This is a genomic window from Streptomyces sp. NPDC029164 (assembly GCF_055563995.1).
Map to the genome: position 1 here is coordinate 146,925 of NZ_JBVHWW010000004.1, position 25,916 is coordinate 172,840.

The following is a 25,916-nucleotide window of genomic DNA, read 5'->3' on the forward strand; positions in this document are numbered from 1 at the left end:
GAAGACGCGATATGTTGCGTGCGTCGAGTCCGGTCCGTGAACGCACGAGGAGGATCAGCACCATGGCAGAGCAGTCGTCCCGGCCGTCGCCTTCGCAGTCGACCTGGCACGTCGCCGAACCGCAGAAAGTCACCTTCGAGGCGCCGGTGACCGACCTCCGCGTACGCGTCGTGAGCGGCACGGTGAACGTGGTCGCCGCCGAGGAGGGCCCGGCCCGCCTGGAGGTCACCGAGGTCGACGGACCGCCGCTGTACGTGGTGCAGGACGGCGGCACCCTCACCGTCTCCTACGAGGACGTGCCCTGGAACGGTGCCCAGGGCCTGAAGCAGTGGTTCGAGTCCAAGCCGTGGAAGGCGTGGTCCGGTTCCGCCGCCGGCCGCAAGGCCTGGGAGCGCAGCGCCGCGATCACCCTCACCGTCCCCGCCGCGACCCGCGTCCAGGTGGCCGCGGTCGACGCCACCGCCTTCGTCTCCGGCATCTCCGGCGGCACCGAGGTCAACGAGGTCTCCGGCGACGCCACGCTCGTCGGGCTCGCCGGACGGGTCAAGGCGCACACCGTCTCCGGCAGCGTCGAGGCCCAGTCGGTCACCGGCGACCTCCGCTTCCACTCGGTGTCCGGCGGCCTGACCGTCGTCGACGGCGAGGGCGTGAGCGTGCGGGCCGACTCGGTCAGCGGCGACATGCTCCTCGACCTGGACCTCGGCCCGGCGTCCGCGCGCCCCGTGGACATCGCGTTGAACTCCGTCTCCGGACAGGTCGCGATCCGCCTCCCGCACCCCGCCGACGCCCGTGTGGAGGCCAACACCGCCACCGGCGGCGTCTCCAACGCCTTCGAGGACCTGCGGGTCTCCGGCCAGCTCGGAGCCAAGCGGATCACCGGCACGCTCGGTTCCGGCACCGGCACCCTGCGGGCCACCACCGTCTCCGGCGGCATCGCGCTGCTGCGCCGCCCGCCGTCCGACGTCGATGCCGCCAATGCCACCGACGCCACCGATGGCCCCGCGCCCGCCGCCGCCGCCGCTCCGCTCGCGCTCGACAAGAAGGTGCTCTGACATGCCGCCCGTCTTCGCCCACGGCCGCCTCCGCCTCTACCTCCTCAAGCTGCTGGACGAGGCCCCGCGCCACGGGTACGAGGTGATCCGCCTGCTGGAGGAGCGCTTCCAGGGCCTGTACGCCCCCTCCGCGGGCACCGTGTACCCGCGGCTGGCCAAGCTGGAGGCCGAGGGCCTCGTCACGTACGCCACCGAGGGCGGGCGCAAGGTGTACTCCATCACCGAGGCGGGGCGCGCCGAGCTGGCCGACCGCAGCGGTGAACTCGCCGACCTGGAGCTGGAGATCCGCGACTCGGTCACCGAACTGGCCGCGGAGATCCGCAACGACGTCCGCGGTGCGGCGGGTGACCTGCGGCGCGAGCTGCGGGAAGCGGCCTCCGCGTCCGCGACCCAGGTCGAGGACGAGTCGTGGAAGGCTGCCAAGGAGGAACTGCGCAAGGCGAGGCAGGAGTGGAAGGAACAGGCGCGCCGGGCGAAGGACGAGAGCCGGCGGGCCCGCGAGGAGGCGCAGCAGGCCCGCCGCCAGGCCAAGGAGGCGCAGGAGCGGGCCCGCGAGGAGGTCCAGCGCATAGCGGTCCAGCTGCAGGAACAGTTCGCCAGGTCCGGTGGCGTGCTGGGCAGCCTGGCGGGGGCGTGGCTCGGTGGCGGTGCGGGGCCGGCGCCGGGGCCGGGGCCTGCGGCCGCGCCGACTGCTCCGGCTCCGGCTTCGGCGGCCGAGGCCGAGGCCGAAGCCGAAGCCGATGCGGGCTGGGCCGAGGATCTGGCGCCCGGCGCTGACCCGGCGCGGGATCTGGACCGGCTGCTGGACCGCTTCCGCGACGAGGTGCGGGATGCTGCGCGGGACCACGGGGTGAGTGCGGCGCAGGTGGCCGAGGTCCGTGCGGGGCTCGCGGCGGCGGTGGCCCGGCTGCGGGCGACGCTGCGGGCGGGGTAGGAGGCTCGGCTGCCGCGCGGCTGCGGGGGCTCCGCCCCCGAGCCCCCGCGCCTCAAACGCCGGCGGGGCTGAATGATCGGGGCTCGGCCCCGGGCGCCGCGGTTCAAACGCCGGCGGGGCTGAATGATCGGGGCTCCGCCCCGGGCCCCGCGCCTCAAACGCCGGCGGGGCTGGATGGTGCGGCGGAGGTGGAAGGTCGGGGCCCCGCCCTGGGCCCGCGCTCAAATGCCGGTGGGGCTGGATGTGGCGGGGCTGGAGGGTCAGGCGGCCAGGGTTGTTTCGGCTGTGGTGTAGGTGATGCCGTGGTCCGTCAGGACCTCGGACACGGTGCCGGGGCGGGAGAGCAGGGCCAACAGGAGGTGCAGGGCGCCGATGTGGTTGTCCTTGCGGCCCAGGGCGATGCGCAGGGACTGTTCCAGGACCTTCTTCGACCCCTCGGTGAAGGGGACGTGGTAGCTGCCGGCGCGGTCGTCCGGCTCGGCGCGGCCCAGGGCCGAGCGGAGCGAGGCGCGCAGGGTGCGCCTGCGCGGTGCGGGGGCCGCGAGCGCGCCCTCGCCGTGGGTCTCCTCGATGCGGGAGACGATCTCCGTGAGGTCGATGCCGAGCCCGGCCAGTGCCTCCTCGTCCGCCCGGGACATGCCGCCCCGGCGGCGGGCCGCCGTCAGATCGGCGGCCACCGCCGCGCGGTCCACTCCCAGCCGGTCCAGGGCCCCCAGCTCCAGCAGGGAGAGCAGCAGGTGCTCCTCGGTGACGGTGGCGGCCCCGGCCCGCCGGGCCTCGGTCACCGCCCCCGTCACCGTGTTCCGGGCGTCGGTCGTGAAGCGTTCGAACATCAAAGCCTCCCGTACTTCTTGTGCACGGCCTGCCGGCTGACGCCCAGCTCGGCCGCGATCTCCTGCCAGGACCACCCCTGCGCGCGGGCACTGCGTACCTGTACGGCCTCCAGCTGCTCCAGCAGCCTGCGGAGGGCGGCCACGGCACGCAGGCCCACACGCGGATCGCGGTCACCGGCCCGCTCGGCGAGATCGGTTGCTTCCGTCATGGTGTCAATTTAGGTTGACGCGGGAGGTGTTGTCAACCTTCATTGACGGATCGGTGCCGTGCCTACGGCTTGAGGACGATCTTCCCGAAGAGGTCGCCCGCCTCCAGCTTCTCGAAGCCCTCGCGCGCCCGGTCCAGCGGCAGCACCTCGTCGATGACCGGCCGGAGCCCGGTCGTCGCGCAGAAGGACAGCAGGTCCTCCAGCTCGTCCTTCGAGCCCATCGTCGAGCCGACCACCTTCAGCTCCAGGAAGAAGATCCGGGTCAGCTCGGCGTGCGCCGGGCGGTCGCCGCTCGTGGCGCCGGAGATCACCAGGGTGCCGCCGGGGCGCAGGGACTTCACCGAGTGGGACCAGGTGGCCGCGCCCACCGTCTCGATCACCGCGTCCACCCGCTGCGGCAGCCGCGCGCCCGGCTCGTACGCCTCCACCGCGCCCAGCTTCACGGCCCGCTTGCGCTTGGCCTCGTCCCGGCTGGTGGCGAAGACCCGCAGGCCCGCCGCCTTGCCGAGGGCGATCGCGGCGGTCGCGACCCCGCCGCCGGCGCCCTGGACGAGTACGGAGTCCCCGGGGCGGACCCCGGCGTTGGTGAACAGCATCCGGTACGCCGTCAGCCAGGCCGTCGGCAGGCAGGCGGCCTCCTCGAAGGTCAGCTCGGCGGGCTTGCGCAGGACGTTCCACGCGGGGACGGTCACCTGCTCGGCGAAGGTCCCCTGGTAGCGCTCGGTCAGGATCGAGCGCGGCTCGTCGGGGCCGACCCCGTGGCCGCTCTGGCCGATCACGGAGTGCAGGACGACCTCGTTGCCGTCCTGGTCGATCCCGGCGGCGTCGCAGCCGAGGATCATCGGCAGTCTTTCCTCGCCGAGACCCACCCCGCGCAGCGACCACAGGTCGTGGTGGTTGAGGGAGGCGGCCTTGACGTTCACGGTCACCCAGCCGGGCCGGGCCTCCGGTGCCGGGCGGTCGCCCAGCACAAGGCCGTTCAGCGGCTGGTCACGGTCGATTCGGGCGGCGTAGGCAGCGAACATGCCGCGACGCTACCGCTCGGTAGGGCCGGGTTCCAGCCCCTCGGGAACCGCCCGCCTGAGGTCTTCGTCTCAGCCGCCCCGCCACGCGAGTGCCGCGTCAGAAAAGCGAAGGCCCGGCCGGAGGGATCCGGCCGGGCCTCTGCCCGTACAACTGCTCGCGCGGCGGTCAGGCCAGGCGGGCCACGCCGTCGGCCTTCGCGGCGGCGGCCACCGCCGTGGCGACGGCCTCCGCGACGCGCTCGTCGAACGGCGACGGGATCACGTAGTCGGCGGCGAGCTCGTCACCCACGACACCGGCGATGGCGTCGGCGGCGGCGATCTTCATGCCCTCGGTGATCCGGGTGGCGCGCACCTTGAGGGCGCCCGCGAAGATGCCCGGGAACGCCAGCACGTTGTTGATCTGGTTCGGGAAGTCCGAGCGGCCCGTGGCCACGACCGCCGCGTACTTGTGCGCGACGTCCGGGTGGACCTCCGGGTTCGGGTTGGCCATGGCGAAGACGAAGGCGTCCTTCGCCATCGAGGCCACCGCCTCCTCCGGGACCGTACCGCCGGAGACGCCGATGAAGACGTCCGCGCCGGCGAGGGCCTGCTCCAGCGAACCGGTCTGGCCGGTCGTGTTGGTCAGGCCCGCGATCTCCGCCTTGACGTCCGTCAGGTCGGAGCGGTCCGCCGACACGACGCCCTTGCGGTCGGTGACGCAGACGTCGCCGATGCCCGCGTCCACCAGGATCTTGGCGATGGCGATGCCCGCCGCGCCCGCGCCCGAGATGACGGCGCGCAGGTCGCCGAGGGTGCGACCCGTGAGCTTGGCGGCGTTGCGCAGCGCGGCCAGCGTCACGATGGCCGTGCCGTGCTGGTCGTCGTGGAAGATCGGGATGTCCAGCGCCTCCTGGAGGCGCCGCTCGATCTCGAAGCAGCGGGGGGCCGAGATGTCCTCCAGGTTGACCCCGCCGAAGGACGGAGCGAGGCGGATGACCGTCTCGATGATCTCGTCCGTGTCCTTGGTGGCGAGCGCGATCGGAACCGCGTCCACACCACCGAACTGCTTGAAGAGAATGGCTTTGCCCTCCATGACGGGGAGGGAGGCCTCGGGGCCGATGTCACCGAGTCCGAGCACGGCCGTGCCGTCGGTGACGACGGCGACCACGTTGGACTTCCAGGTGTACTCGTTCACCAGCTCCGGCTGCTCGGCGATGGCGCTGCACACCTTCGCCACGCCGGGCGTGTACGCGAGGGACAGGTCGTCCTTGTCGTTGACCGGCACCGTGGCCTGGATGGCCATCTTGCCGCCCCGGTGCAGCGCGAACACCGCGTCCGGGTTGTTGTCCGTGACGCTGTCGCTGCGAGGGTTGATGATCTCCGCTGCCACTGTGTGTGACCCCTTAAGTCCTTTGAATCGTTGAGGGTGACCACTCCTGGTTAAGGGGTGGGCGGGCACCGCGTCCGTACTCCGCATCGACGGTTGGCCCGTCTCCGCGGAGGGGAGGTTCGTACGCGCGGGCGCGCCGCACGCGCGCCCTGAGCCCCGGATGAGGGGTGTAAGGATCTGTTCTACCCGAAGAACGCTCGCCCAGACGAGTCGATTCCCGCTCAATCGTAGGTCGGTTGCCCCACTTTTGGCGAAAAGTCCAAACCTTGTTGTCCGGCAGGCGAGACGCTCCGTAGAAACTGCGGTGAAAAGGCCAGGTCACGGCAGGTTCTGCGGTCTCGAGCGCCGTTGTCCGCAGTCCTGTTGGGCTACCCCCACCGCCCGTTATGCGATTTTGACCTGACGGGCACCCTGAATGTCTCAGTCCGAATGGCAAGATGCCGTAATCACACGAGGTCGCGACACTCGATGGTGCGTGCCCGACCGTTTTTCGATGCTTTTCCACCACTGCCGGAGGAACCAAGCCATGACCGCTAGCACCACCCGTCGTACGACCGCCGCACGGTCCCGGATCGCCGCGGTCGGCGCGATCGCGGTCGCGGGCGCCCTGATCCTCACCGGCTGTGGTGACCAGACCGACAAGGCCTCCACCAGCCCGTCGGGTGCGGCGAACAACACCAGCGCCCCGCTCTTCTCCAAGCTCCCGAAGAAGATCCAGGACGCCGGTGTCATCAAGGTCGGCACGGACGCCACCTACGCGCCGATGGAGTTCACCGAGGGCGGCAAGATCGTCGGTGTCGACCCCGACATCGCGGCGGCCCTGAGCAAGCAGCTCGGCGTGCAGTTCAAGTTCGAGTCCGGCACCTTCGACACCCTGATCGGCAGCATGCAGACGGGTCGCAGCGATCTGGTCATGTCCTCGCTGACCGACACCAAGGCCCGTCAGGAGGGCCTGGACGACAAGGGCGCCAAGACCGGTGCCGGTGTCGACTTCGTCGACTACTTCTCCGCCTCGACCGGCATCCTGGTCAAGAAGGGCAACCCGCAGGGCATCAAGACCCTCGACGACCTGTGCGGCAAGACGGTCGCCGTGCAGCGCGGCACCACGTACGAGGAGTCGGCCAAGACCCAGGCCGAGAAGTGCAAGACGGACGGCAAGGGCGAGCTCAAGATCGAGTCCTTCCCGACCGACGCCGAGGCCCAGACCCGAGTGAAGGCCGGCGGCGCCGCCGCGGACCTGAACGACTCCCCGGTCGCCGCGTACATCGCGCAGACCGCGGGCGGCGGCAACGACTTCGAGGCCATCGCCAACCCGACCGACGCGGGCCTCTTCGGCATCGCGGTGGACAAGAAGAACACCGAGCTGCGCGACGCGCTCAAGGAAGCCCTCGACGCGGTCATCAAGGACGGCACGTACAAGGCCGCCCTCGACAAGTGGAACGCGGGCTCCGGCGCCGTGACCGAGGCCAAGATCAACGCCGGTTCCTGACCTCCGCGTACCACCGCAGCACACTGAAGGGCAGTCACTGTGACTGACAAGCTCGACAAGGTCCCGGACCCGGCGGACACCCCGCCGGCCGGGGCCGTACCCCCCGAGGCGATCCGCGCCATTCCGGTTCGCCACTACGGCCGCTGGATCAGCGCCGTGGTCGTCATCGGCCTGGTCGTGGCGCTCGCGATGGCCTTCTCGCAGGGCAACGTGCGCTGGGCGACCGTGCCGGAGAAGCTGTTCGACCCCACCATCCTCCGTGGCGTCGGCAACACGATCTGGATCAGCGTCGCCTCGATGGCCCTGGGCCTGGTGCTCGGTGTCCTCTTCGCCGTCATGCGCCTCTCGAAGAACCCGGTGACGAGCACCATCGCCTGGTTCTACATCTGGCTGTTCCGCGGCACCCCGGTCTACGTCCAGCTCCTCATCTGGTTCAACCTCGCCCTGATCTTCCCGATCCTGAACCTCGGGTTCTACAAGGACGAGATGACCCAGGTCATGACGCCCTTCCTGGCCGCCCTGCTGGGCCTCGGCCTCAACGAGGGCGCGTACATGGCGGAGATCGTCCGGGCCGGCATCCAGTCGGTCGACGAGGGCCAGACCGAGGCCTCGCACGCGCTCGGCATGACCCGCCTGCAGACCATGCGCCGCGTCGTTCTGCCGCAGGCCATGCGGGTGATCGTGCCGCCGTCGGGCAACGAGTTCATCAACATGCTCAAGACCTCGTCGCTCGTCGTCGCCGTGCAGTACTTCGACCTGCTGCGCGCGGCCCAGGACATCGCGTCCACGTCGTTCGCGGTGATGGAGATGTTCTTCGTCGCCTCGATCTGGTACCTCGCCCTGACCAGCGTGTTCAGCGTCGGCCAGTACTACCTGGAACGCCGCTACGCCCGCGGTGCGCTCCGCTCGCTGCCGCCCACGCCGCTGCAGAAGATCAAGGCGAAACTCTCCAGCTTCTCGAACCGCAAGGCGGTGGCCTGATGACGACTGCCATGGTGAAGGCCGAGGGCGTCCACAAGTCCTACGGTGCGGCGCACATCCTCAAGGGCATCGACCTGGAGGTCGCCCCGCGTGAGGTCTTCTGTCTGGTCGGCCCGTCCGGCTCCGGCAAGTCGACCTTCCTGCGGTGCATCAACCACCTGGAGCAGGTCAACGCCGGACGGCTGTACGTCGACGGGCAGCTCGTCGGCTACCGCCAGAAGGGCGACAAGCTCTACGAGCTGAAGGACAGCGAGGTCGCGGCCCAGCGCCGGGACATCGGCATGGTCTTCCAGCGCTTCAACCTGTTCCCGCACATGACGGCCATAGAGAACGTCATGGAAGCCCCGGTCATGGTCAAGGGCGAGTCCAAGGCGGTGGCGCGCGAGCGCGCCATCAAGCTGCTGGACCGCGTGGGCCTCGGCGACAAGGGCGGGAACTACCCCAGCCAGCTCTCCGGCGGTCAGCAGCAGCGCGTCGCGATCGCCCGCGCGCTCGCCATGGAGCCGAAGCTGATGCTCTTCGACGAGCCCACCTCGGCCCTCGACCCGGAGCTGGTCGGCGACGTCCTCGACGTCATGCGCGACCTCGCCGAATCGGGCATGACCATGATCGTGGTCACCCACGAGATGGGCTTCGCCCGCGAGGTCGGCGACAACCTCGTCTTCATGGACGGCGGCGTGGTCGTGGAGTCGGGCAACCCGCGCGACGTGCTGGGCAACCCGCAGCACGACCGCACGAAGGCGTTCCTGTCCAAGGTGCTCTAGGGCTCCGGCGCTCCGGCGCTCTGGTGGCCCGGCCGGCACCGGCGGACAGGTGAGGGGCGGTACGGGATTCCCGTACCGCCCCTCACACGTGCCCGGTCACGTCCCTACTTCAGACCCAGGACCAGCGCGTCCGAGGGGGAGCGCCAGACGGTACGGGCCTCCGCGAAGCCCGCTCCCAGCAGGGCGGCGGTGTGCCAGGCCTCGGGCGGGGTGTCGCCGTCAGCGTGCTCCCCGTAGATCGCGAAGCGCTCCTTCACCGGCTCCGCGAGGAGCGGGTCCGCGGCGGCCAGCTCCCACCACTCGCGCCAGTCCACCGCGCCGGCCCTCCTCGCCCGGTCCATGCCGGCGTGCCGGTGGGCGTGCTCGGCGGCGTCGATGCGCGGGGTGGCCGGGTCGGGCATGTGGTCGGCGTTCATGAACACCCCGCCCGGGGCGACCAGCGGCGCGAGCTGCCCGTACAGGACGGACAGATCGTCGCTGTGCAGCCAGTGCAGGGCGGTGGCGGTCAGGACCGCGTCGTACGAGTCGTGGGGGAGGGCGGCCCGCCAGTCCGGGTCCTTGAGGTCGGCGGTCACGAAGGTGACCCGCGGGTCCCCGGCGAAGTGGCCCCCGGCGATGGTCAGCAGCGCGGGGTCGAGGTCGACGCCCGTACTGGTGGCTCCCGGGAACCTCTTGAGGACGCGGTCCGTGATACTTCCCGTACCGCACGCGAGATCCAGCACCCGGGGGGTGGGTCCGACCAGGGCCTCGACCATGTCCAGCATCACCCGGAACCGCTCCTCGCGGTCGGGCATGTACCACTCCTGCTGCCGGTCCCAGCTGTCCTGCCAGGCCTGCCAGTACCCCGTGCCGGTAGCCGTATCTGTATCTGTCGCATTCGTCGTATTCGCCACCACGAACCCCTCCGTACGTAATACCCTCGAAGACGCCTCAGCCGTTACCGGAGACACTAATCCGCAGCCGTAAGGACTACAAGTGGAACTGGCCCATTACTCGGACTTCGCCGTGCGCCTGGTCAACACCGAGGAGCCGGCCCGCAACAAGGACGAGCTCACCTCCGTGGACGCCGTCCGTGCCCTGTTCGGCGCAAGCGTGCAGATGGCCCGCCGCGTCACCGACACCGACGTCACCCGCTTCCGCAACGTACGGGCCCGGCTGCGCGCCGTCTTCGAGGCGGCCGACAGCGGCGACGACGTCCTCGCGGTCGACCTGCTGAACTCGCTGCTCATGGAGTTCCCGGTCAGCCCCCAGGTCTCCGGGCACAAGACCATCGGCGACGACGGCCGCCCCGACTGGCACATCCACCTCGCCGAGCACCCCTCGAACGCATCGGCGGGCTACGCCGCCATGGCGGCCATGGGGCTGGCCTTCGCCCTCACCGAGCACGGCCCCGACCGCCTCGGCCTGTGCCAGGCCGCGCCCTGCCGCAACGCCTACCTCGACACCTCCACCAACCGCTCCCGGCGCTACTGCTCCGACCGCTGCGCGACCCGGGCCAACGTGGCCGCCTACCGCGCCCGCAAGCGCCTGGAGGCCGAGGCGTCCGCCAGCAGCGGGCGCACCGCCGAGACCGCCCAGGACAGCCGGGCCCTCAGCGAGCGCTGATCCTCCTCGCGCGGCCGCAAGCGCAGCACCGCCGTCGCCAGCACCAGCTCTGCGGGCACCGGCCCGTAGACGGTGCTGTCGCCGGTCTCGTTGTACGGGTTGTCGCCCAGCACCCACCAGCCGCCCGGCCGCCGCTCCACCGCCCGCTTGATCACCAGCAGGTCCTGCTGGAAGGGATGGCGCAGCACCACCACGTCACCCGGGCGGACGGCCGCCCCGTAGCGGACCACCACCTGGTCCCCGTTGGTCAACGTGGGCACCATCGACGCCCCCGTCACCTCCACCACCCCGAACCGCTTCCGCGGGCGCCCGTTCTCCACCATGCGTGTCCTCCTCGTCACCCCCGCATGCTGCCGCACGGGTCCGTACATTCGCTCACCGGTCCCGCCGCGCCCCTGGACTTTTGTCCTAAGCCCATGGGGGCGCCCGCGAAATCCGGTTGTTCAGCGAGTAATCTCCCCCTTGAGAAGACGATCACGAGGAGGACCCACTCCATGCTTTCCCGCCTCTTCGCCCCCAAGGCGAAGGTCTCCGCCCACTGCGATCTTCCGTGCGGCGTGTACGACCCTGCCCAGGCCCGCATCGAGGCCGAGTCCGTCAAGGCCGTGCAGGAGAAGTACCAGGCCAACGAAGACGCCGACTTCCGCGCGCGCGCCATCACCATCAAGGAGCAGCGCGCCGAGCTCGCCAAGCACCACGTCTCGGTGCTGTGGAGCGACTACTTCAAGCCGCCGCACTTCGAGAAGTACCCCCAGCTGCACACCCTGGTCAACGACACCCTGAAGGCCCTCTCGGCCGCCAAGGCGTCCAACGACCCGGCGACCGGCGCCAAGGCCCTCGAGCTCATCGCCGAGATCGACCGCATCTTCTGGGAGACCAAGGCCGCCTGATCCGGCGCCCTGCCCCGGCTCGCGCCTGCCCGAGCGGCCGGCACGAACACGAGAACGGCCCGACTGCCTCGTGGCAGCCGGGCCGTTCTCGTTCTCCGCCGCGGAAGCCCGCGGCAGCCTGTGCGGCGTCAAGAGGACGCGGCGGGCGGCACCGTCGGGGCCGGTTCGGAGCGCCTGCGCACGGGTTCGAGGGCGCGTGTGACGCCGCGTTTCAGGAGGGCGGAGAGCGGCCGTTCGACGAAGCGGTGGATCAGCCACGCCGCGGCGAGCATGCCGAGCGTCATCACGGCCACCAGCGCCCACGGCGAGAGGTGGAAGCGCAGCAGCCGGATGCCCGTCCAGCCGATGTGCTCGTGGAGCAGGTAGAGCGGGTACGTGGTCGCGCCGGCCACGGTCAGCCACTTGCCCCGGACCCAGGAGAGCCCGCCGAGCGCGAGGACGATCATCACCAGATATCCGAGGGTCATCAGCGCGATCGCCGGCTTCGCGTCGAGTGCTCGGCCGAGGCTCACGGCCAGGCCGTCGCTGTAGAGGGTGACCTGTCGGACCGAGAAGACCCACGAGACCAGGACGATGCCCCACAGCAGGAGGGTCGGTCCGAACCGGTGCATCAAGTACATGGCCACACCGGCGATGAAGTACGGCGAGTACTCCGGCATGACGATGTAGTTGAGGAAGGGCGCCCGCCCGGCGGTCACCAGGACCGAGGCGACGGTCCACAACGCGCAGAAGAGAATGACGCGGCGGTAGGTCACGCCCTTCCAGACGACCAGGGCGAACAGCAGGTAGAAGCGCAGCTCGACCCAGAGAGTCCAGTAGACGGCGTCGACCGATCCCACCCGGAACGGCTCCTGCAGCATGGTGAGGTTGAGGAGCACGTCCTTCAGGCCAAGTGGCTGCACCACCAGCGGCCAGAGCGTGATCACGACGGTGGTGAGCAGGACCCCGAGCCAGTAGGCAGGGTAGAGCCGGACCACCCGGGACGTGAAGAAGTCCCCCAGGCTGCGGCCCCAGCTGCTCATGCAGATGACGAAGCCGCTGATGATGAAGAAGAGCTCCACGCCGGTCCAGGTGTAGGAGGCCAGCCAGGAGGCCGTGGGAAAGACCACGTCGACGGGCTTGGTCCAGGCGTTCTTGGACGCGTCCGCGTTGCCGCCATAGCCGACGTAATGGTGGAAGACCACCATGAGCGCGGCGACGAGACGCAGCCCGTCGAGAGCCGCCAGCCTGGGGCGGGGCCGGCCGGCCGTGATGCGAGCCGGGGCAGCCTCTTTGCTCGGTCTCGGCGCGAGGTCGTTCAGCATTGGGCGGATGCTACTAGGACCGTGCCCCATGCAGTTAATGAGATGAGCGGTGAGCCCGTGGCCCGCTGCCACGGGTTTCACCAGGCCGCTCACTCGTCGGCGTCGTCGTCCTCGTCGTCCAGGCGGGCCAGCCAGGTGGCCAGGCGTTCCACCGGGACCTCGAAGTCCGGGTTCAGGTCGACGAAGGTGCGCAGCTGCTCGGCGAGCCACTCGAAGGTGACCTCCTCCTCGCCGCGCCGCTTCTCCAGCTCCTCGATGCCGCGATCGGTGAAGTACAAGTCGGGCTCCGTGCCGTGATGGGGGTGTGCAGGGGGTGTTTCCCGCCAGGATAATCCGCGCGGGTGAAGAGGCCTCCCGCCCGTGGTGCCCCCGGGGCTAGCCTGGATGCCCAACGAGCGGGGGGTGCGGATGACGGACGGGCGCACGACCGGCTCGGCGCGCGCCTTCGAGCTCCTCGAGCCCCTCGTCCAGGCCGCGACCGTACGCGTTCACGCCCCGCTGGGCGGGTATGACAACCCCGGCAGCCATCGGACCGGTCCCACGTGGGGGAGCGGCTTCTTCATCGCCCCCGGCTGGGTCCTGACGTGCGCGCACGTGGTCGGCGAAGGGGGTGCTGCGGTGCGTCTGACGGGACGCGAGGTCGGCATCACCTTCTCCTCCGGGACCCACGGGGCGACCGGGACGGTCACCGGGCGCGTGGAGTGCGTACTGCCCGAGCGGCTGGAGGAGCGGCGCCCGCGCCGGGGCGCCCTGTGGGACCTGCCCGACCTGGCGCTGCTCAGGGTCCTGGCCCCCGTGTCGCACGCCTGCGTCTGGCTGACGGACCGGTCCAGACCCCGTTTCGACGAGGTCGCCTACTTCGGCTGCACCGAAGACCTCGGCACGCCCGAGATCACCGGCCGCACCACCCGGCTGCGCGGCAGCGCCGGGAACGGCGCGGCCATCCGGCTCGGCGGCGACGACGAGATCGACCCCGGAATGTCCGGCGGCCCCGTGGTGGACCTGGCCCGCGGGGAGGTCGTCGGAGTGGTCAAGGCCCGGCGGCACGGGGCGGGCGGCGGGCTCGCCGTCTCCGTCGTGCAACTGCGCACGCTGCCGATGCCCGCGCGCGGCCAGGTCGGGCTCTACCGCCGCGTCATGCAGGCCCACGACCTGCACCACTACGACCAGCACCTCAGCGACCTCGACAACCGCCGCACCTGGACCGACGTGCACGGCGAGCTCCCGGCGGAGGAGGGGGCCCCGTACGGCGGCCGCGGCCGGCTCACCCCCGGGGAGCGCACCACCCTGTGCGGGCTGCTGGCCGAACTGCCCCCGCCGGGCTCCTCCGAGGTCGTACGGGCCCTCGTCGAGGCGGCCCGCGGCGAGGAGCCCGACCCGCAGCCGCCGGCCCCGCTCAGCTGGCGCGACGGGCTGGGGCTGCTGCACGACCCGCCCGGCGGGGCGGGGGAGGCCGCGGCCATGCTCCGGTACGCGACGGACGTGAGCGTGGCCGACTACCGGGAGCCGCCGACCCCCGGCGCGGACGAGGAGCTCTGGGACTGGATCCGGGCCACGGCCGAGCGGTTGTGGCGCCCGCTGCGGCGCGAGCTCGGCGAGCGCCACGAGCGGGGTCTCGCGGAGCGCGAACGGCGCCGGCGGGCTTCGGCGGGGCGCGCGGTGAACGGCCCGGCCCGGCGGGCCGGCGGGCTGCCGCCCGGGGCCTCGGCGCTGCTGGAGGTGTGGGCGCACGGCTGGGAGGACGTCTACGACTGGCGGGTCTCCGTCCTGGCGGGCCCGGCGCAGCCCGGACGGGTGACCCCCGTGGACTCGGGCGTACGGGCCACCCCGGCGGGTCTGCGGGAGGTGTTACGGGCCCCGCTCGCCGAGGCCTTCCGGCGCTGCGACACCCACGAGGCGGCGGCCCTGCTCGAAGTGGCCGTGGCCCCGGAGCTGTTCGGGCTGCCCGTGGACGAGTGGGTGGTGACGGGCGGCGTACCGCTCGGGGTCCAGCGGCCGGTGGTGCTGCGCCACCCCGGCGGCCGGACCGGGGCCGGGCACCCGGCGGACCCCGGTCACCCAGCGAATCCCGGGGACCCGTCGGGCCGCGCGCACCCCGCCGATCCGGGGAGCCCCGCGGGCCGCGGGCACCCCGAGGCCGCCGCCCGGTGGGCGCGGGTGCAGGCGGGCCCCGTGCAGGACGAACGGGCCGACTGCGTACGGGGACGCCCGCGCAGCCCGGCGGCCGAGTGGCTGTCGGGACTGCCGGACAACACCGTGCCGGTGCACTGCCGGGCCGCGGACGCGGAGCCCACGCTGGGGTCGTTGCACGCGGTGCGGGACGCCGGGTACGGGGTGGTGGTGACCCGGCGGCCGCCGCCGGATCCGAGGGAGTCGTGCGCGCCGTTCCACCGCGGGCTGCGGGAGGAACTGGCGGACGCCGGGCGGGCCGAGGTGCTGCCGGTGCGCCTGCAGACGCTGCGGGGGAGGGCGTACGGGGCGGACCCCGACGCGTACTGGGCGGCCGGGACCGGGCTCGTGTGGGAGGACCCGGCACGGCCGCTCCCGGACGACGAACCGCTCCAGGGCGACCTGTGACGGCGCCGGGCCCGGCGGATTCGAGTGAGGGAGGGGCAATGAACGACGAGTGGCTCATATACCGGGGGGTCGGCGAGCCCCATGACGGGATCGACGCCCTGCCCGACCCGCCGCCCTGGCGGGACTTCGACGGCGGACCCGTGGCGGAGCCGGGCGGGCCGGCCGCGGCCGCCGACGGCAACGTCGCCCGGCGGCTCGGGGCGCACCGGCAGGCCGCCGAGCTGCACCGGCCGGAGCGCGAGGAGCTGGAGGCCGTCAACGCGGCGCTGTACCTGCGCCGGCCGCTGCTCGTGACCGGCTTCCCCGGCACGGGGAAGTCCACCCTCGCGCACGCGGTCGCCCACGAGTTGAAGCTCGGGCGGGTGCTGCGCTGGCCGGTGGTCTCGCGGACCGTGCTGCAGGACGGGCTGTACCGCTACGACGCGCTCGCCCGGCTGCAGGACGTACAGCTCGCGGCGAGCGGAGGCGCAGGCGCAGGCGGGGGCGGATGCGGAGGCAGGGGCGGGGGAGCGGGCGCGGGCGGGGGCGAGGCCCGGGGGCACGGCGCCGCAACGGCCCCCGGCATCGGGAAGTACATCCGGCTCGGGCCGCTCGGCACCGCCCTGCTGCCCACCGCGCGGCCCCGGGTGCTCCTCATCGACGAGCTCGACAAGAGCGACATCGACCTGCCCAACGACCTGCTGAACGTGCTGGAGGAAGGGGAGTTCGCCCTTCCCGAGCTGGAGCGGGTCGCCGACACCGAGCCCGAGGTGCAGGTGCTCACCGACGACGGGACCAAGGTCACCGTCCGCGGCGGCCGGATCCGCTGCCGGGAGTTCCCCTTCATCATCCTGACCAGCAACGGCGAGCGGGACTTCCCGGCCGCCCTGCTGCGGCGCTGCATCCAGCTCAAGCTCGGCCAGCCCGGCGAGAAGCGGCTCGCCACCATGGTCCGCGCCCACCTCGGCGAGGAGGCCGCCCGGCTCGGGGCGGACCTGATCCGGGAGTTCCTCAGCCGCTCCCAGACCGAACTGGTCGCCGCCGACCAGCTGCTCAACGCCGTGTACCTGACCCACTACGCCGCCCCGCCCACCCGGGAGGACCTCGCGGACCTGCTCATCCAGCGCCTCGACCGCCCGAGGTGACGGGCCGTGCCGCCGACTCCCGCCGTGCCTCCCACCGCTCCCGAGCCCCGGCACGGCGTCCGCGAACTGGCCGGGCTGCTGCGCGCCGCCGGGCTCGACCCGAGCGCCGAGGAGCTCGCCGACGCCCTCTGGCTCGCCGGGCACATCCGCGGGCCGGGGCCGGCCGCGCCCGGGCCGCCGGGGCCGGACCCCGAGGAGGACGCCGAGGATCCGGCCGGCAAACCCGTCGAGGCCGAACGGGCCCAGCCGGACGCCGACGATCCGGTCAGGCTCTACGCACCCGGCGCGCGCCGCGCCGGCGGGGCCGAGGGCGACCGGCCCGAGGAGTCGCCCGAGGAGTACGGAGTGCCCGTACGGGTGCCCCGGGCCGCCGCACTGCCGCGCATCCTGGACGTCCAGCGGGCTCTGCGCGCCCTCCAGCGGCACCGCCCGCCCGTCCCGCCCACCCGGCTGGTGATCGACGAACCGGCCACCGCCGAGGCCAGCGCCCGGGCCCTCGGGCTGGTCATCCCGGTGCTCCGGCCGGAGAGCCGGCGCGAGGCGACCGTACGGCTGGTGATGGACGCCTCCCCCTCGATGGCCGTCTGGCAGGACATGTTCGACGAACTGCGGTCCGTGTGCGAGCGGTTGGGCGCCTTCCGGGACGTCCAGGTGCACTACCTGCACCGCCTCGGGGACGGTAGGGCGGTCCTCGGCCGCAGCCCCGTACCCGGCTCCGGGCTGCGCTCCGGCGACCAGTTGCGGGACCCCACCGGCCGGGCCCTGACCATGGTGGTCTCCGACTGCGCCGGGCCGCTGTGGCGCGAGGGCGCCGCGCAGCGGCTGCTGTACCGGTGGGCCGAATGCACCCCGTGCATGGTCGTCCAGCCGCTGCCGCAGCGGCTGTGGGGCCGCAGCTGGCTGCCGACCGAACGGGGCACGCTCACCCGGCTGGAGGGCGGCGGGCAGCAGCTGAGGTTCCGCCCGGACCGGCCGCCGCTGCCCGGACGGCCCACGGGCGGGCTGACCGTGCCCGTACTGCCGCCGAGCCCGACCGCCCTCGGGGCCTGGGCCCGGCTCGTCGCCGGACTCGGCACCGGGCCGGTACCGGCCGAGGTCGGCCGGGTGCTGGCCGACCATCCGGCCGTGCCCGTACCGCCGCCGCGCGCCGTCCGGCCGCCGCGCGAGCTGGTGGCCCGGTTCCGGTCCTCGGCCGCGCCCCGGGCCGTACAGCTGGCGGTGTACCTGTCGGCGGCGCCGCTGACGCTGCCCGTGATGCGGCTGGTGCAGCGCACGATGCTGCCGGACTCGGAGCCCTCCGACCTCGCGGAGGTGCTGCTGAGCGGGCTGCTGCGGCGCAGCGGGCCCGGGCCGGGGCACTGGTACGAGTTCGCCCCCGGGGTGCAGGACGTGCTGCTGGGGCCACTGGGGCGGGACGAGGCCGCGCTGGTGCTCAAGCACTGCTCGGAGTACGTGCTCGCGCACTTCGGGCGGGGCGCACGGAACTTCCCCGCGCTCGCGGTCTCGCAGCTCACCGGGGTGCCGCCCGCGCCGGCCGGCCCTGGGCCGCAGGACGCCGAGCGGGTGCCCGAGGGGCGGCTCCCGCAGGCCTTCGCGCACGTTTCGGCCAAAGTCGTACGGCGCTACGTACCCGGCATGCCGGAGGAGGGCCCGGCCCGCCGCGAGCCTCCCGCCGTCCGCCCGCTCGGGCGGGCCGGAGCGGTGCGCGCCGCGCGGGCCCGGCTCGCGGACGCGGCCGCGGACGGCGGCGCGCGGGCCCTGCACGAGGCCGTCGCGGTCCTGCGGCGGGCGGTGGCGGCCCCGGTGGTACCCGGCGACCCGCCGGAGGAGGCGGAGACCGAACTGGCGGGAGCGCTGCTGCGGCTGTGGGCGGCCCAGCGGGACCCGGAACTCCTGGCCGAGGCGGAACGGGCCGTGACCGGGCTGCGGACCCCGCCGGCGCGGGCGGTCCTCGGCCGGGTGCTGTACGAGCGGGCGCTGGCCCACGGCCCCGACGCGGAGCTGCTGGCCGAGGCGGACCGGGAGTTCGCGGCGGCGGGCGCCGCGGCCGACCCGGAGCTGCGGCGGGACTGCGCGGTGCGGCGGGCCGAGACCCTGATCCGGCTGAGCGGGCTGCGCCCGGACGCGGACGCGCTCCGCGCGGCCCGCGCGGCGCTGGAACCCCTGGCGGGACCCCCGGCCGCCCCCGGCCGGGCCTCCGACGGGCCCCTCGACGGGGACCCGGACGCGCACCCCGACGCGGAGCCCGGGCCGGACCCGGCACTGCAACGGGCCCTGGGCCGGGTGCTCCTGGCCCTCCTGCCCCGCACCCCGGACCCGGCCGAGCGGACGGCCCTGGCCGAACAGGCCGCCGCCCGGCTGGCCGTGCCGGCCGCGGGCGCGGCCCGGGCCACGGCCGCCGAGGCCCGCGTGCGGGTGGACCTGGCCGGCGCACTGCGCTACCTGCCCGCGCGGCTGGAGGAGGCGGCCGGCCAGCTCACCACGGCCCTGGAGGAGGCCGGCGGGGACCCGGAGCTGCGGGTGGCCGCCCTGGTGTGCCTGGCCCGGGTGCACCGCGAGCGGTACGCGCGCGACGCCGACCCCGCGGCACTGGAGGACGCGGCCGAGGCGTACGGCCGGGCCCGGCGGCTGATCCCCCGTGACGGGGAGGCCTTCGGGGAGCTGCTGCCCGAGTGGGGCGAGGTGCTCCTGGAGCGGGCCCGGGCCGCCGACGGACGGCGGTTCACCGGGGCCGCCGTACGCGTCCTGCGCGACAGCCGGGCGGCGGTCCCGCAGTCGGACCCGGGAGCCGCGCACCGGCTGATGCGGCTGGCCACCGGGCTACGGCTGCGGCACGCGTACGAGGGCGACCCGGTGGACCTGCGGGAGGCGGAGTACCTGCTGGAACTGGCCGTCCGGCACAGCCGCAGCCCGCTGGAGCGGGCCCGGGCCTGGCGGGACCACGGCGACGTGCAGCAGGAGATCCACGGTCACACCCGGGCGGTGGAACGCCTCGACCGGGCGGCGGACTCCTACCGGCGGGCCTGGCGGGCCGCGCTGGAGGCCGACCGCGAAGGCGACGAAGGCCGCGAGGTCCGCGGAGGCCGCGAAGGCCGCGAAGGCCGCGAAGGCCGTGAAGGCCACGCCGGGCCGGACGGGCACTCCGGGCCCGAGACCCGCGCGGACCTCGACCGCCGCGCAGGCCGCGAGGCCCCCGCCGGCACGGCGGGCACGGCGGGCACGGCGGGCACGGCGGGCACGGCGGGCACGGCGGGCACGGCGGGCACGGCGGGTTCCGCCGTCCGCCTGGCCGCCCGCGTACAGGAGTCGCGCGGGGAGGTGCTGGAGCGCCTCGCCCGCCCCCGGGCCGCCCTGGACGCCTACCGCTCCGCGCTGGAGCTGTGGACGCGGCCCGACGCGGGCACCGACGCCGAGGCCGAAGGCCGGACGGAGGCGATCCGCGCCCGCGTGCGGGTCCTGGAAGCCGGGCTCTGAACGCGGAGCGGCGAGCGGAGCGCGCTGTTTCCGGGGACCGGCCGGAGGGAAAGGGCAGTGGACCGTCCGGTCCGCTACGTGACAAGGGGAGCAGCGGCACATGGTGACGAAGCGGCAGGAAGTGGAGGCGGTGACCTCGGCGTGCCCCGGGCGCCTGCCGGATCTCTCCGGGCTGGACCTGGCCGCGCTGCGCGGGATCGACCATCCCGTGCTGGCCCAGGTGATCGAGGGCATGGTCGAGCGGGTGACGCATCCGGCCGAGATCCTCAACGCCTTCGACTCCGGAGTGGCCTGACCGGCGCGTGCCTGATCCGCCCCACCTGAAAGCGAGTTGACCACTTTCCGCCGTTAGCCGGGTCCGTCCGAAGGGCAGGGATGGACCGTCCGCCGGGGGTCGCCCCCCGGAGGCGAGGGGGAGGGAGGTGGGGCGATGAGGCGAGCGGTCACGAGCGACTCCGTGCTGCCCGCGCCGCCCGCGCCCGGCGGCGCCGGCTCCGCCCCGCACCAGGACCCCGCCCGGCCCCTACAGGACACCGCCCGGCCCCCACAGGACCCCGCGGCGGGGCACCGGCTGCACCACGCCCGGTACGCGCCCTGGCCCTACGCCCGGCTCGACGTGGCCGCCGCGCGCGCCGCCGGACACCGGCCGCACCCGATACGCCAGTTCGTCCTCAAGACGCGCAGCCGCTGCAACCTCGCCTGCACCTACTGCTACGTCTACGAGATGGCCGACCAGGGCTGGCGCGGCCAGCCGCCCGCGATGACCCCCGCCACCGCCGCCCGCGCCGCCGAACGGATCGCCGAGCACGCCGCCGCCCACGGCCTGCCCCGCGTCGACCTGGTGCTGCACGGCGGCGAACCGCTGCTCACCGCCCCCGCCGCGCTGGCCGGGCCGGTCGACGCCGTTCGGGGCGCCGTGGCCCGGGCCGCCCCGCGCACCCGGGTCACCGCCACCGTCCAGACCAACGGCACCCTGCTCACCCGCGGCCGCCTCGCCGCGCTCGCCACCGCCGGGATCCGCGTCGGCGTCAGCCTCGACGGCGGCCTGCCCGCGCACAACGCCCGGCGCGTGGACCACGCCGGGCGGCCCGGCTTCGGCGCGGCCGCCCGGGGCTTACGGCTGCTGGCCCGGCACCCGGACAGCTACGCCGGGGTGCTGTGCGTCGTCGACCTCGACCAGGACCCGGTGGAGACCTACGAGTCCCTGCTCGCCTTCGCCCCGCCCAGCGTCGGGCTGCTGCTGCCGCTCGCCAACTGGAGCGCCCCGCCCCCCGGCCACCACCCGGGCCTGACCCCGTACGCCGACTGGCTGCTCGCCGTCTTCGAGCGCTGGTGGCACGACGGGGTCCGGCGCACCCGGATCCGGCTCTTCGAGGAGATCATCGCGCTGCTGCTCGGCCTGCCCGCCGCCACCGAGACCCTCGGGCTCGCGCCCGCCGCCACCGCCGTGATCGAGACCGACGGCTCCATCGAACAGGCCGATTCACTGAAATCCGCGTACGAGGGCGCCGCCGCGACCGGCATGAGCCTGGACAGCCACAGCTTCGACCAGCTCCTCGACCACCCCGGCCTCGCCGCCCGCCAGCTCGGACGGGACGCGCTCGCCGCCGGCTGCCGCGCCTGCGAGCTGGTCGAGGTCTGCGGCGGCGGGCACTACCCGCACCGCTACCGCGCCGGCGAGGGCTTCCGACAGCCGTCGGTGTACTGCGCCGACCTCCAGGTGCTCATCCGGCACATCGCCGCCGCCGTCCACCGGGCCGCGCAGGCCCCCGGGACGGCCGCCCGACGCACGGCCCAGCCCGTCACCGAGCGAACCGCACCGGGCGCCGGCCGGCGCACCGCCCCGGCGGGGCAGGCCGCCCAGGCCGTGCCCCCGCGAGCCGCCCGTGCCGCCGCCGCCCACCCGCCGGCGGTCGCCTCATGACCACCGCGCTCACCGCCTTCACCGTCTCCTCCCGCACCCTGCGCGAGCTCGCCTCCACCGAACCCTCCCCGGACGGCACCCGCCTGGTCCGCGACGTGCGCCGCTCCAAACGCCTGGTCCTGCTCCGCGCGGTCCTCGACGCCGCCCCCGGCGGCGCGTCCGGGGAGGCCGCCGACCACTGGGCCCTGCTGGAGGAGGCCGAGCGCCGCGACGCGGGCGCCGTGCGCGACGTACTGCACTACCCGGCCACCGGGGTCTGGGCCGAGGAGACCCTGCGCCGGCTGCACGCCTCCTGCGGACCCCCGCCCGACCTCGGCCACCTCGGGGCCCTCGCCGTCGCCGCCGCCCTGCGCGCCGGGATCGCCTTCACCCACACCCTGCGGCCCCAGCACGGCCGGCTCGTCCTGCCCACCCTCGGACTGCTGCGCCCGGAGCGCCCCGGCCCCCTCGCCCTCACCGAACGCTCCTGGGACCCCGACGACCCCGCCACCCTGCCCCTGCACGCCCTCCCCGGGGGCCGGACCGCCCTCGACGACCTCGACCCCTACCGGGCGCCCGGACCCGCGCAGCCCGCGCCCGTCCGCCCCGCCCGCCGGCTCACGCCGAAGGGGCACAAGCGCTGGGACACCCAGTGGTCCGGCGCGCTCACCCTGCTCCTGCGCTACGACACCGTCCGCGCCGAGGAGACCGCGCAACTGCTGCGCTCCGTCGTACCGCTGTCCGGCGGCTCCCGCTCCAACGGCGCCACCCTGCCCGCGGCCGCCGGCTCCGTCCTGGCCCGCGCCCAGGCCCCGCCCGCCCTGGCCGCCACCCTCGTCCACGAGGTCCAGCACGGCAAACTCGCCGCCCTCGCCGACGTCCTGACCCTGCACACCGCGGACCGCACGCCCCGCCACTGGGCCCCCTGGCGCGGCGACCCCCGCCCGCTGGAGGGACTCCTGCACGGCGCCTACGCCCACCTGGCCCTGGCCGGGTACTGGCAGCGGGCCGCCCTCTACGGGGCCCGCGGCGCCTGGGCCCAGCACGCCCGCATCCGCGCCCAGGTGGCCGCCGTCCTGCCCGCCCTGCTGGCCCACGACCGACTGACCGCGGCGGGGCGGGAGTTCACCGAGGCGATGGCCGCCGCCGAACGGGCCATGGACGAGCTGCCGCCGCCCGGCGACCAGCACGCCGCGGCCCGCCGGGCCGTCGACAGGGAGCGCCGCGCCTGGTGCGAGGCACACCCCGAACTCGCCCCGTTCGCCCACGGTTGAGGGGCCGTGCCCACCGGCACCCCTGCGGTACCTTTTCAGTCCCGTCCACTGCCCGGAGCCCAGGGAGACGGCGCATGACCACCGGTAGTCGGCAGGACCAGGGCAACACCGCGCACCCGTACCCGCACGCCCAGCCGCAGCGCTTCGTCATCAGCTTCGCCGGGTTCAACCGCCCCTGGGCCGTGTGGATCGGCCACCGCCTGGAGGAACACGGCCACCGCGTCGCCCTCCAGCGCTGGGACCCGCAGAACAGCCCCGGCATCGCGCAGGCCCTCGACGACCTCGCCCGCTCCGGCAGCCGGGTCCTCCTCGTCCTCAGCGAGCGCTACTTCTCCGCGGGCACCCGGGCCGACTTGCAGGACGAGGAGTGGAACACCGCCCTGCGCGCCGTCACCGACCGCCACCCCGACCGGTTCGCCGCCGTCTGCCTCACCGACGCCCCGCTGCCCAGCGCCGTCGCCGTACTGGAGAAGACCGACCTGTGGGGCCTGGACGCGTACGAGGCGGAGTACCGCGTGCTGCGCCGCCTGGAGCTGCCCACCGACCGGATCGGCACCGAGACCGGCCGGCGCGGCCCCCGCTTCCCCAACGACCCGCCCGAGATCTGGGGCCGGGTCCCGCGCCGCAACCCGCGCTTCACCGGCCGCAACGACGTCATCGGCACCCTGCGCGAAGCCCTGACCGAGGCACCGGCCGGCGCCTCCACCGTCACCCTGCTCGGCCTCTCCGGCGTCGGCAAGACCCAGGTCGCCACCGAGTACGCCTACCGTTTCGCCTCCGAGTACGACGTGGTGTGGTGGGTGCCCGCCGAGGACCGGCCCACCCTGCGCGAACGCCTCGCCGACCTGGCCCCCGCCCTCGGCCTGCCCCGCGGCGCGGGCAGCTACGGCGAGCAGATCCGGGCCGTCCTCGAAGCGCTGCGGCGCGGATCCCCGTACGGCCGCTGGCTGATGGTCTTCGACGGCTGCGACAACCCCGACGACCTCATCGACCTGCTGCCCTCCGGCGCCGGCGACGTGATCATCACCTCCCGCAACCGCGAATGGGCCACCCGGCACACCAGCCTCGTCGAAGTCCCGCTCTACGCCCGCCCCGAGTCGATCACCTTCATCCGCCGCCGCGCCCTGCGCCTCACCGCCGGAGAGGCCGACCAGCTCGCCGAGGCCCTGGAGGACTACCCGCTCGCCCTCGACCAGACCGCCGGCTGGCTCGCCGACTCCCCGCTCGCGGTCGGCGACTACCTCGCCCTGCTCCAGCGCCGGATGGACTCCCACGAAGCCGTCACCGTCTCCGACGACTACCCGCTGCCCTTCCCCACGGCCCTCGCCATACTCCTCAACAACGTCCGGGAGAACTTCCCCGACGCCCTCGCCCTCCTGCGGCTGTTCGTCTTCTTCGCCCCCGGACCGGTACCGCTGCGGCTGCTCCGCGAATTCCCCGCCGATGACGTCCCCGAACAGCTCGCCGGGCTGATCAACGACCAGATCCGGTGGAACGCCGCCCTCAACAAACTCGTCCAGTTCTCCGTCGTCCGGCTGGAGTACTCCGACCTGCCCCTGGAGGAGGGCGGCGGCGGGCTGGAGACCGTACAACTGCACCGCATGGTCCACGGCATCGTCCGCGAGAACCTCTCCGAGGAGGAGGCCGAACCCCTCGCCCGCGCCGTACGGCAGGTCCTCGCGGCCGCCGACCCGGGCGGGCCCTCCGACTCCCGGCTGTGGCCCCGCTACGCCGAACTCGTCCCGCACCTGGCCACCTCCGGGGTGCTCACCAGCGGCAACCCGCGCATCCAGAACTTCCTGCTGCGCTGCCTGCGCTACCTGATCCTCGCCGGGGAGTACCGCACCTGCCTGCGGCTCTGCGAGGAGACCGACCTGATCTGGCGGGCCGTGCTCGGCGAGGACCACCCCAAGGTGCGCGAGCTCAGCTACCAGTACGGCAACGCCCTGCGCAACCTCGGCCTGTTCCGGCGCGCCGAGACCCTCACCAAGGCCGTGTCCGGCCGGCTCACCGCGGAGCGCGGCGACCGGGACCTGGAAACCCTGCGCGCCACCAGCGCGTACGGCGGCGTCCTGCTGTGCATCGCGAAGTTCGAACCGGCCCGGGAGATCTTCGAGCACTGCCTGAGCACCTACCGGGAGCTGCTCGGCGAGGACGACTCCGTCACCCTGGACGCCCAGAACAACCTCGCCGCCACCTACCGGCTGCTCGGCCGCTACCAGGACGCCTACGACCTCGACCTGGACACCCTGCGCCGCCGCGAGCGGGTCCTGAAGCCCCTGCACATCTCCACCCTCGCCTCCGGCATCGCCTGCGCGATGGGACTGCGGCTGATGGGCCGCTACCGGGAGGCGCAGACCCGGCAGGAACAGGGGGTCAAACTGAACACGCAGGTGCTGGGGCTGGGCCACCCGCAGACCCTGCGCGCCGAGCACAACCTCGGGATGTGCCTGCGCCGTTCCGGGGACATCCCCGGCGCGGGCCTGCGGCTGCGGACCGTGTGGGAGCGCGCGACGCGGGTCTTCGGGGTCGACTACCCGTGGACCCTGATGGTCGCCTCCGACTACGCCACCTACCTCAGGGAGTACGGGGACATCGGCGAGGCCCGCCGGATCTCCGAGGACGTGGTCCGCGGCTACCAGACGCAGCTCGGCCTCGCCCACCCGTACAGCATCGGCACCGTCGGCAACCTCGGGCTGGTGCTCCGCGCCCAGGGCGAACGCGCGGAGGCCCTCTCCCTGGCGGAGCAGGCCCTCGTCGGCATGCGGGGCGCGCTCGGCGACCGCCACCCGTGGACCCTGGGCTGCGCCCTGAACGCCACCGGCCACCGCAACATCACCGGCCGGCTGGAGGACGCGCTGGACCTGAGCCGGGTCACCCTGCGCACCGCGGAACAGGTGCTGGGCCCGGACCACCCGATGACGCTGAGCGCGCAGATCGCGCTCGCGGCCGACCTCCGCTCCGTACGGGAACACGCTGAGGCGGCGAAGCACGAGGACGCGGGCATCAAGGGCCTGACCCGCACCCTGGGCGCGCAACACGTCCACACGGTCTCGGCCAAACAACAGACCCGCCCGTACTGGGACTTCGAACCACAGCCGTAGCGGGT

At 73.8% G+C, this 25,916-nt stretch carries 22 protein-coding genes; 14 read left to right on the plus strand and 8 right to left on the minus strand.

Annotation, left to right across the window (positions count from 1 at the left end; genetic code table 11):
- The first annotated feature begins 62 nt into the window (after positions 1-62).
- Entirely contained in the window at positions 63-1,052 is a 990-nt protein-coding gene (locus ACZ4VT_RS06050; protein WP_467947033.1) for a DUF4097 family beta strand repeat-containing protein, read from the plus strand.
- A 1-nt stretch (position 1,053) separates the two neighbouring features.
- On the plus strand, positions 1,054-1,986 hold the full coding sequence (locus ACZ4VT_RS06055; RefSeq protein ID WP_467947035.1) for a PadR family transcriptional regulator: 933 nt from the start codon (positions 1,054-1,056) through the stop codon (positions 1,984-1,986).
- Positions 1,987-2,246: 260 nt separating this feature from the next.
- On the opposite strand, the gene ACZ4VT_RS06060 is transcribed toward ACZ4VT_RS06055, so the two are convergent.
- From ACZ4VT_RS06060 to ACZ4VT_RS06075, 4 genes are all read right to left on the minus strand, one after another.
- A complete protein-coding gene (locus tag ACZ4VT_RS06060) occupies positions 2,247-2,819 on the minus strand; it encodes a Clp protease N-terminal domain-containing protein (protein WP_467947037.1) in 573 nt (190 codons plus the stop codon).
- Positions 2,819-3,028: a helix-turn-helix domain-containing protein gene (locus tag ACZ4VT_RS06065; protein WP_030013034.1), complete on the minus strand. Its 210-nt coding sequence runs from the start codon at positions 3,026-3,028 to the stop codon at positions 2,819-2,821. The genes ACZ4VT_RS06060 and ACZ4VT_RS06065 overlap by 1 nt, the downstream gene beginning before the upstream one ends.
- A 62-nt stretch (positions 3,029-3,090) precedes the next feature.
- Positions 3,091-4,053 (minus strand): zinc-binding dehydrogenase, encoded by a 963-nt coding sequence (locus ACZ4VT_RS06070; protein ID WP_467947039.1) that lies wholly within the window; start codon positions 4,051-4,053, stop codon positions 3,091-3,093.
- Positions 4,054-4,219: 166 nt separating this feature from the next.
- Positions 4,220-5,422, minus strand: coding sequence for an NAD(P)-dependent malic enzyme (locus tag ACZ4VT_RS06075; protein ID WP_467947041.1), 1,203 nt, complete (start codon positions 5,420-5,422; stop codon positions 4,220-4,222).
- 526 nt (positions 5,423-5,948) lie between these two features.
- Here ACZ4VT_RS06075 and ACZ4VT_RS06080 point away from each other — a divergent pair.
- Genes ACZ4VT_RS06080 through ACZ4VT_RS06090 form a run of 3 tightly spaced genes read left to right on the plus strand, consistent with a single transcriptional unit; the run spans position 5,949 to position 8,656 of the window.
- Positions 5,949-6,911, plus strand: coding sequence for an ABC transporter substrate-binding protein (locus tag ACZ4VT_RS06080; RefSeq protein ID WP_467947043.1), 963 nt, complete (start codon positions 5,949-5,951; stop codon positions 6,909-6,911).
- Positions 6,912-6,950: 39 nt separating this feature from the next.
- Positions 6,951-7,892, plus strand: a complete 942-nt coding sequence (locus tag ACZ4VT_RS06085) for an amino acid ABC transporter permease (RefSeq protein ID WP_467947045.1) — start codon at positions 6,951-6,953, stop codon at positions 7,890-7,892.
- A complete protein-coding gene (locus ACZ4VT_RS06090) occupies positions 7,892-8,656 on the plus strand; it encodes an amino acid ABC transporter ATP-binding protein (protein WP_351583417.1) in 765 nt (254 codons plus the stop codon). The genes ACZ4VT_RS06085 and ACZ4VT_RS06090 overlap by 1 nt, the downstream gene beginning before the upstream one ends.
- 104 nt (positions 8,657-8,760) lie before the next feature.
- Here the strand turns inward: ACZ4VT_RS06090 and ACZ4VT_RS06095 are convergent, their stop codons facing one another.
- Positions 8,761-9,552, minus strand: a complete 792-nt coding sequence (locus ACZ4VT_RS06095; RefSeq protein ID WP_467947047.1) for a class I SAM-dependent methyltransferase — start codon at positions 9,550-9,552, stop codon at positions 8,761-8,763.
- 79 nt (positions 9,553-9,631) lie between these two features.
- Here ACZ4VT_RS06095 and ACZ4VT_RS06100 point away from each other — a divergent pair, with 79 nt between their 5' ends.
- The gene (locus ACZ4VT_RS06100; RefSeq protein ID WP_467947049.1) at positions 9,632-10,261 is read left to right on the plus strand and encodes a CGNR zinc finger domain-containing protein; all 630 of its coding nucleotides are present in this window, start codon (positions 9,632-9,634) and stop codon (positions 10,259-10,261) included.
- Here the strand turns inward: ACZ4VT_RS06100 and sodX are convergent.
- Positions 10,165-10,584: a nickel-type superoxide dismutase maturation protease gene (sodX, locus tag ACZ4VT_RS06105; RefSeq protein WP_467947051.1), complete on the minus strand. Its 420-nt coding sequence runs from the start codon at positions 10,582-10,584 to the stop codon at positions 10,165-10,167. The genes ACZ4VT_RS06100 and sodX overlap by 97 nt on opposite strands.
- 171 nt (positions 10,585-10,755) lie before the next feature.
- Here sodX and sodN point away from each other — a divergent pair, with 171 nt between their 5' ends.
- Entirely contained in the window at positions 10,756-11,151 is a 396-nt protein-coding gene (sodN, locus tag ACZ4VT_RS06110) for a superoxide dismutase, Ni (protein ID WP_030009413.1), read from the plus strand.
- A gap of 128 nt (positions 11,152-11,279) precedes the next feature.
- Here the strand turns inward: sodN and ACZ4VT_RS06115 are convergent, their stop codons facing one another.
- Together ACZ4VT_RS06115 and ACZ4VT_RS06120 are read right to left on the minus strand one after the other, a co-directional pair.
- Positions 11,280-12,455 carry an acyltransferase family protein gene (locus ACZ4VT_RS06115; protein ID WP_467947053.1) on the minus strand — a complete coding sequence of 392 codons (1,176 nt, stop codon included), beginning with the start codon at positions 12,453-12,455 and terminating at the stop codon, positions 11,280-11,282.
- Positions 12,456-12,544: 89 nt separating this feature from the next.
- On the minus strand, positions 12,545-12,733 hold the full coding sequence (locus tag ACZ4VT_RS06120; RefSeq protein WP_030709801.1) for a DUF6104 family protein: 189 nt from the start codon (positions 12,731-12,733) through the stop codon (positions 12,545-12,547).
- A gap of 106 nt (positions 12,734-12,839) precedes the next feature.
- Here ACZ4VT_RS06120 and ACZ4VT_RS06125 point away from each other — a divergent pair, with 106 nt between their 5' ends.
- The 7 genes from ACZ4VT_RS06125 (at position 12,840) to fxsT (ending at position 25,911) form a co-directional block, all read left to right on the plus strand.
- Entirely contained in the window at positions 12,840-15,032 is a 2,193-nt protein-coding gene (locus ACZ4VT_RS06125) for a VMAP-C domain-containing protein (protein WP_467947055.1), read from the plus strand.
- Positions 15,033-15,070: 38 nt separating this feature from the next.
- Positions 15,071-16,156, plus strand: coding sequence for an AAA family ATPase (locus tag ACZ4VT_RS06130; RefSeq protein ID WP_467947057.1), 1,086 nt, complete (start codon positions 15,071-15,073; stop codon positions 16,154-16,156).
- A gap of 6 nt (positions 16,157-16,162) precedes the next feature.
- Positions 16,163-19,630 carry an SAV_2336 N-terminal domain-related protein gene (locus tag ACZ4VT_RS06135; protein WP_467947059.1) on the plus strand — a complete coding sequence of 1,156 codons (3,468 nt, stop codon included), beginning with the start codon at positions 16,163-16,165 and terminating at the stop codon, positions 19,628-19,630.
- A 100-nt stretch (positions 19,631-19,730) separates the two neighbouring features.
- Complete coding sequence (gene fxsA / locus ACZ4VT_RS06140) at positions 19,731-19,925, plus strand: FxSxx-COOH cyclophane-containing RiPP peptide (RefSeq protein ID WP_467947061.1); 195 nt, start codon at positions 19,731-19,733, stop codon at positions 19,923-19,925.
- 135 nt (positions 19,926-20,060) lie between these two features.
- The gene (locus ACZ4VT_RS06145; protein WP_467947062.1) at positions 20,061-21,554 is read left to right on the plus strand and encodes an FxsB family cyclophane-forming radical SAM/SPASM peptide maturase; all 1,494 of its coding nucleotides are present in this window, start codon (positions 20,061-20,063) and stop codon (positions 21,552-21,554) included.
- The gene (locus ACZ4VT_RS06150) at positions 21,551-22,807 is read left to right on the plus strand and encodes an HEXXH motif domain-containing protein (RefSeq protein WP_467947064.1); all 1,257 of its coding nucleotides are present in this window, start codon (positions 21,551-21,553) and stop codon (positions 22,805-22,807) included. The genes ACZ4VT_RS06145 and ACZ4VT_RS06150 overlap by 4 nt, the downstream gene beginning before the upstream one ends.
- A 74-nt stretch (positions 22,808-22,881) precedes the next feature.
- Positions 22,882-25,911, plus strand: a complete 3,030-nt coding sequence (gene fxsT / locus ACZ4VT_RS06155) for an FxSxx-COOH system tetratricopeptide repeat protein (RefSeq protein ID WP_467947066.1) — start codon at positions 22,882-22,884, stop codon at positions 25,909-25,911.
- The last annotated feature ends 5 nt before the right edge of the window (positions 25,912-25,916 follow it).

Excerpts from the sequence above, each read along its gene's own strand:
- ACZ4VT_RS06115 (WP_467947053.1), bottom strand. The coding sequence starts at position 12,455 with ATGCTGAACGACCTCGCGCCGAGACCGAGCAAAGAGGCTGCCCCGGCT.
- sodN (WP_030009413.1), top strand. The coding sequence starts at position 10,756 with ATGCTTTCCCGCCTCTTCGCCCCCAAGGCGAAGGTCTCCGCCCACTGC.
- ACZ4VT_RS06080 (WP_467947043.1), top strand. The coding sequence starts at position 5,949 with ATGACCGCTAGCACCACCCGTCGTACGACCGCCGCACGGTCCCGGATC.
- ACZ4VT_RS06050 (WP_467947033.1), top strand. The coding sequence starts at position 63 with ATGGCAGAGCAGTCGTCCCGGCCGTCGCCTTCGCAGTCGACCTGGCAC.
- ACZ4VT_RS06090 (WP_351583417.1), top strand. The coding sequence starts at position 7,892 with ATGACGACTGCCATGGTGAAGGCCGAGGGCGTCCACAAGTCCTACGGT.
- ACZ4VT_RS06145 (WP_467947062.1), top strand. The coding sequence starts at position 20,061 with ATGAGGCGAGCGGTCACGAGCGACTCCGTGCTGCCCGCGCCGCCCGCG.
- fxsA (WP_467947061.1), top strand. The coding sequence starts at position 19,731 with ATGGTGACGAAGCGGCAGGAAGTGGAGGCGGTGACCTCGGCGTGCCCC.
- ACZ4VT_RS06055 (WP_467947035.1), top strand. The coding sequence starts at position 1,054 with ATGCCGCCCGTCTTCGCCCACGGCCGCCTCCGCCTCTACCTCCTCAAG.
- ACZ4VT_RS06070 (WP_467947039.1), bottom strand. The coding sequence starts at position 4,053 with ATGTTCGCTGCCTACGCCGCCCGAATCGACCGTGACCAGCCGCTGAAC.
- ACZ4VT_RS06150 (WP_467947064.1), top strand. The coding sequence starts at position 21,551 with ATGACCACCGCGCTCACCGCCTTCACCGTCTCCTCCCGCACCCTGCGC.
- ACZ4VT_RS06130 (WP_467947057.1), top strand. The coding sequence starts at position 15,071 with ATGAACGACGAGTGGCTCATATACCGGGGGGTCGGCGAGCCCCATGAC.
- ACZ4VT_RS06060 (WP_467947037.1), bottom strand. The coding sequence starts at position 2,819 with ATGTTCGAACGCTTCACGACCGACGCCCGGAACACGGTGACGGGGGCG.
- sodX (WP_467947051.1), bottom strand. The coding sequence starts at position 10,584 with ATGGTGGAGAACGGGCGCCCGCGGAAGCGGTTCGGGGTGGTGGAGGTG.
- ACZ4VT_RS06065 (WP_030013034.1), bottom strand. The coding sequence starts at position 3,028 with ATGACGGAAGCAACCGATCTCGCCGAGCGGGCCGGTGACCGCGATCCG.
- ACZ4VT_RS06125 (WP_467947055.1), top strand. The coding sequence starts at position 12,840 with ATGCCCAACGAGCGGGGGGTGCGGATGACGGACGGGCGCACGACCGGC.
- fxsT (WP_467947066.1), top strand. The coding sequence starts at position 22,882 with ATGACCACCGGTAGTCGGCAGGACCAGGGCAACACCGCGCACCCGTAC.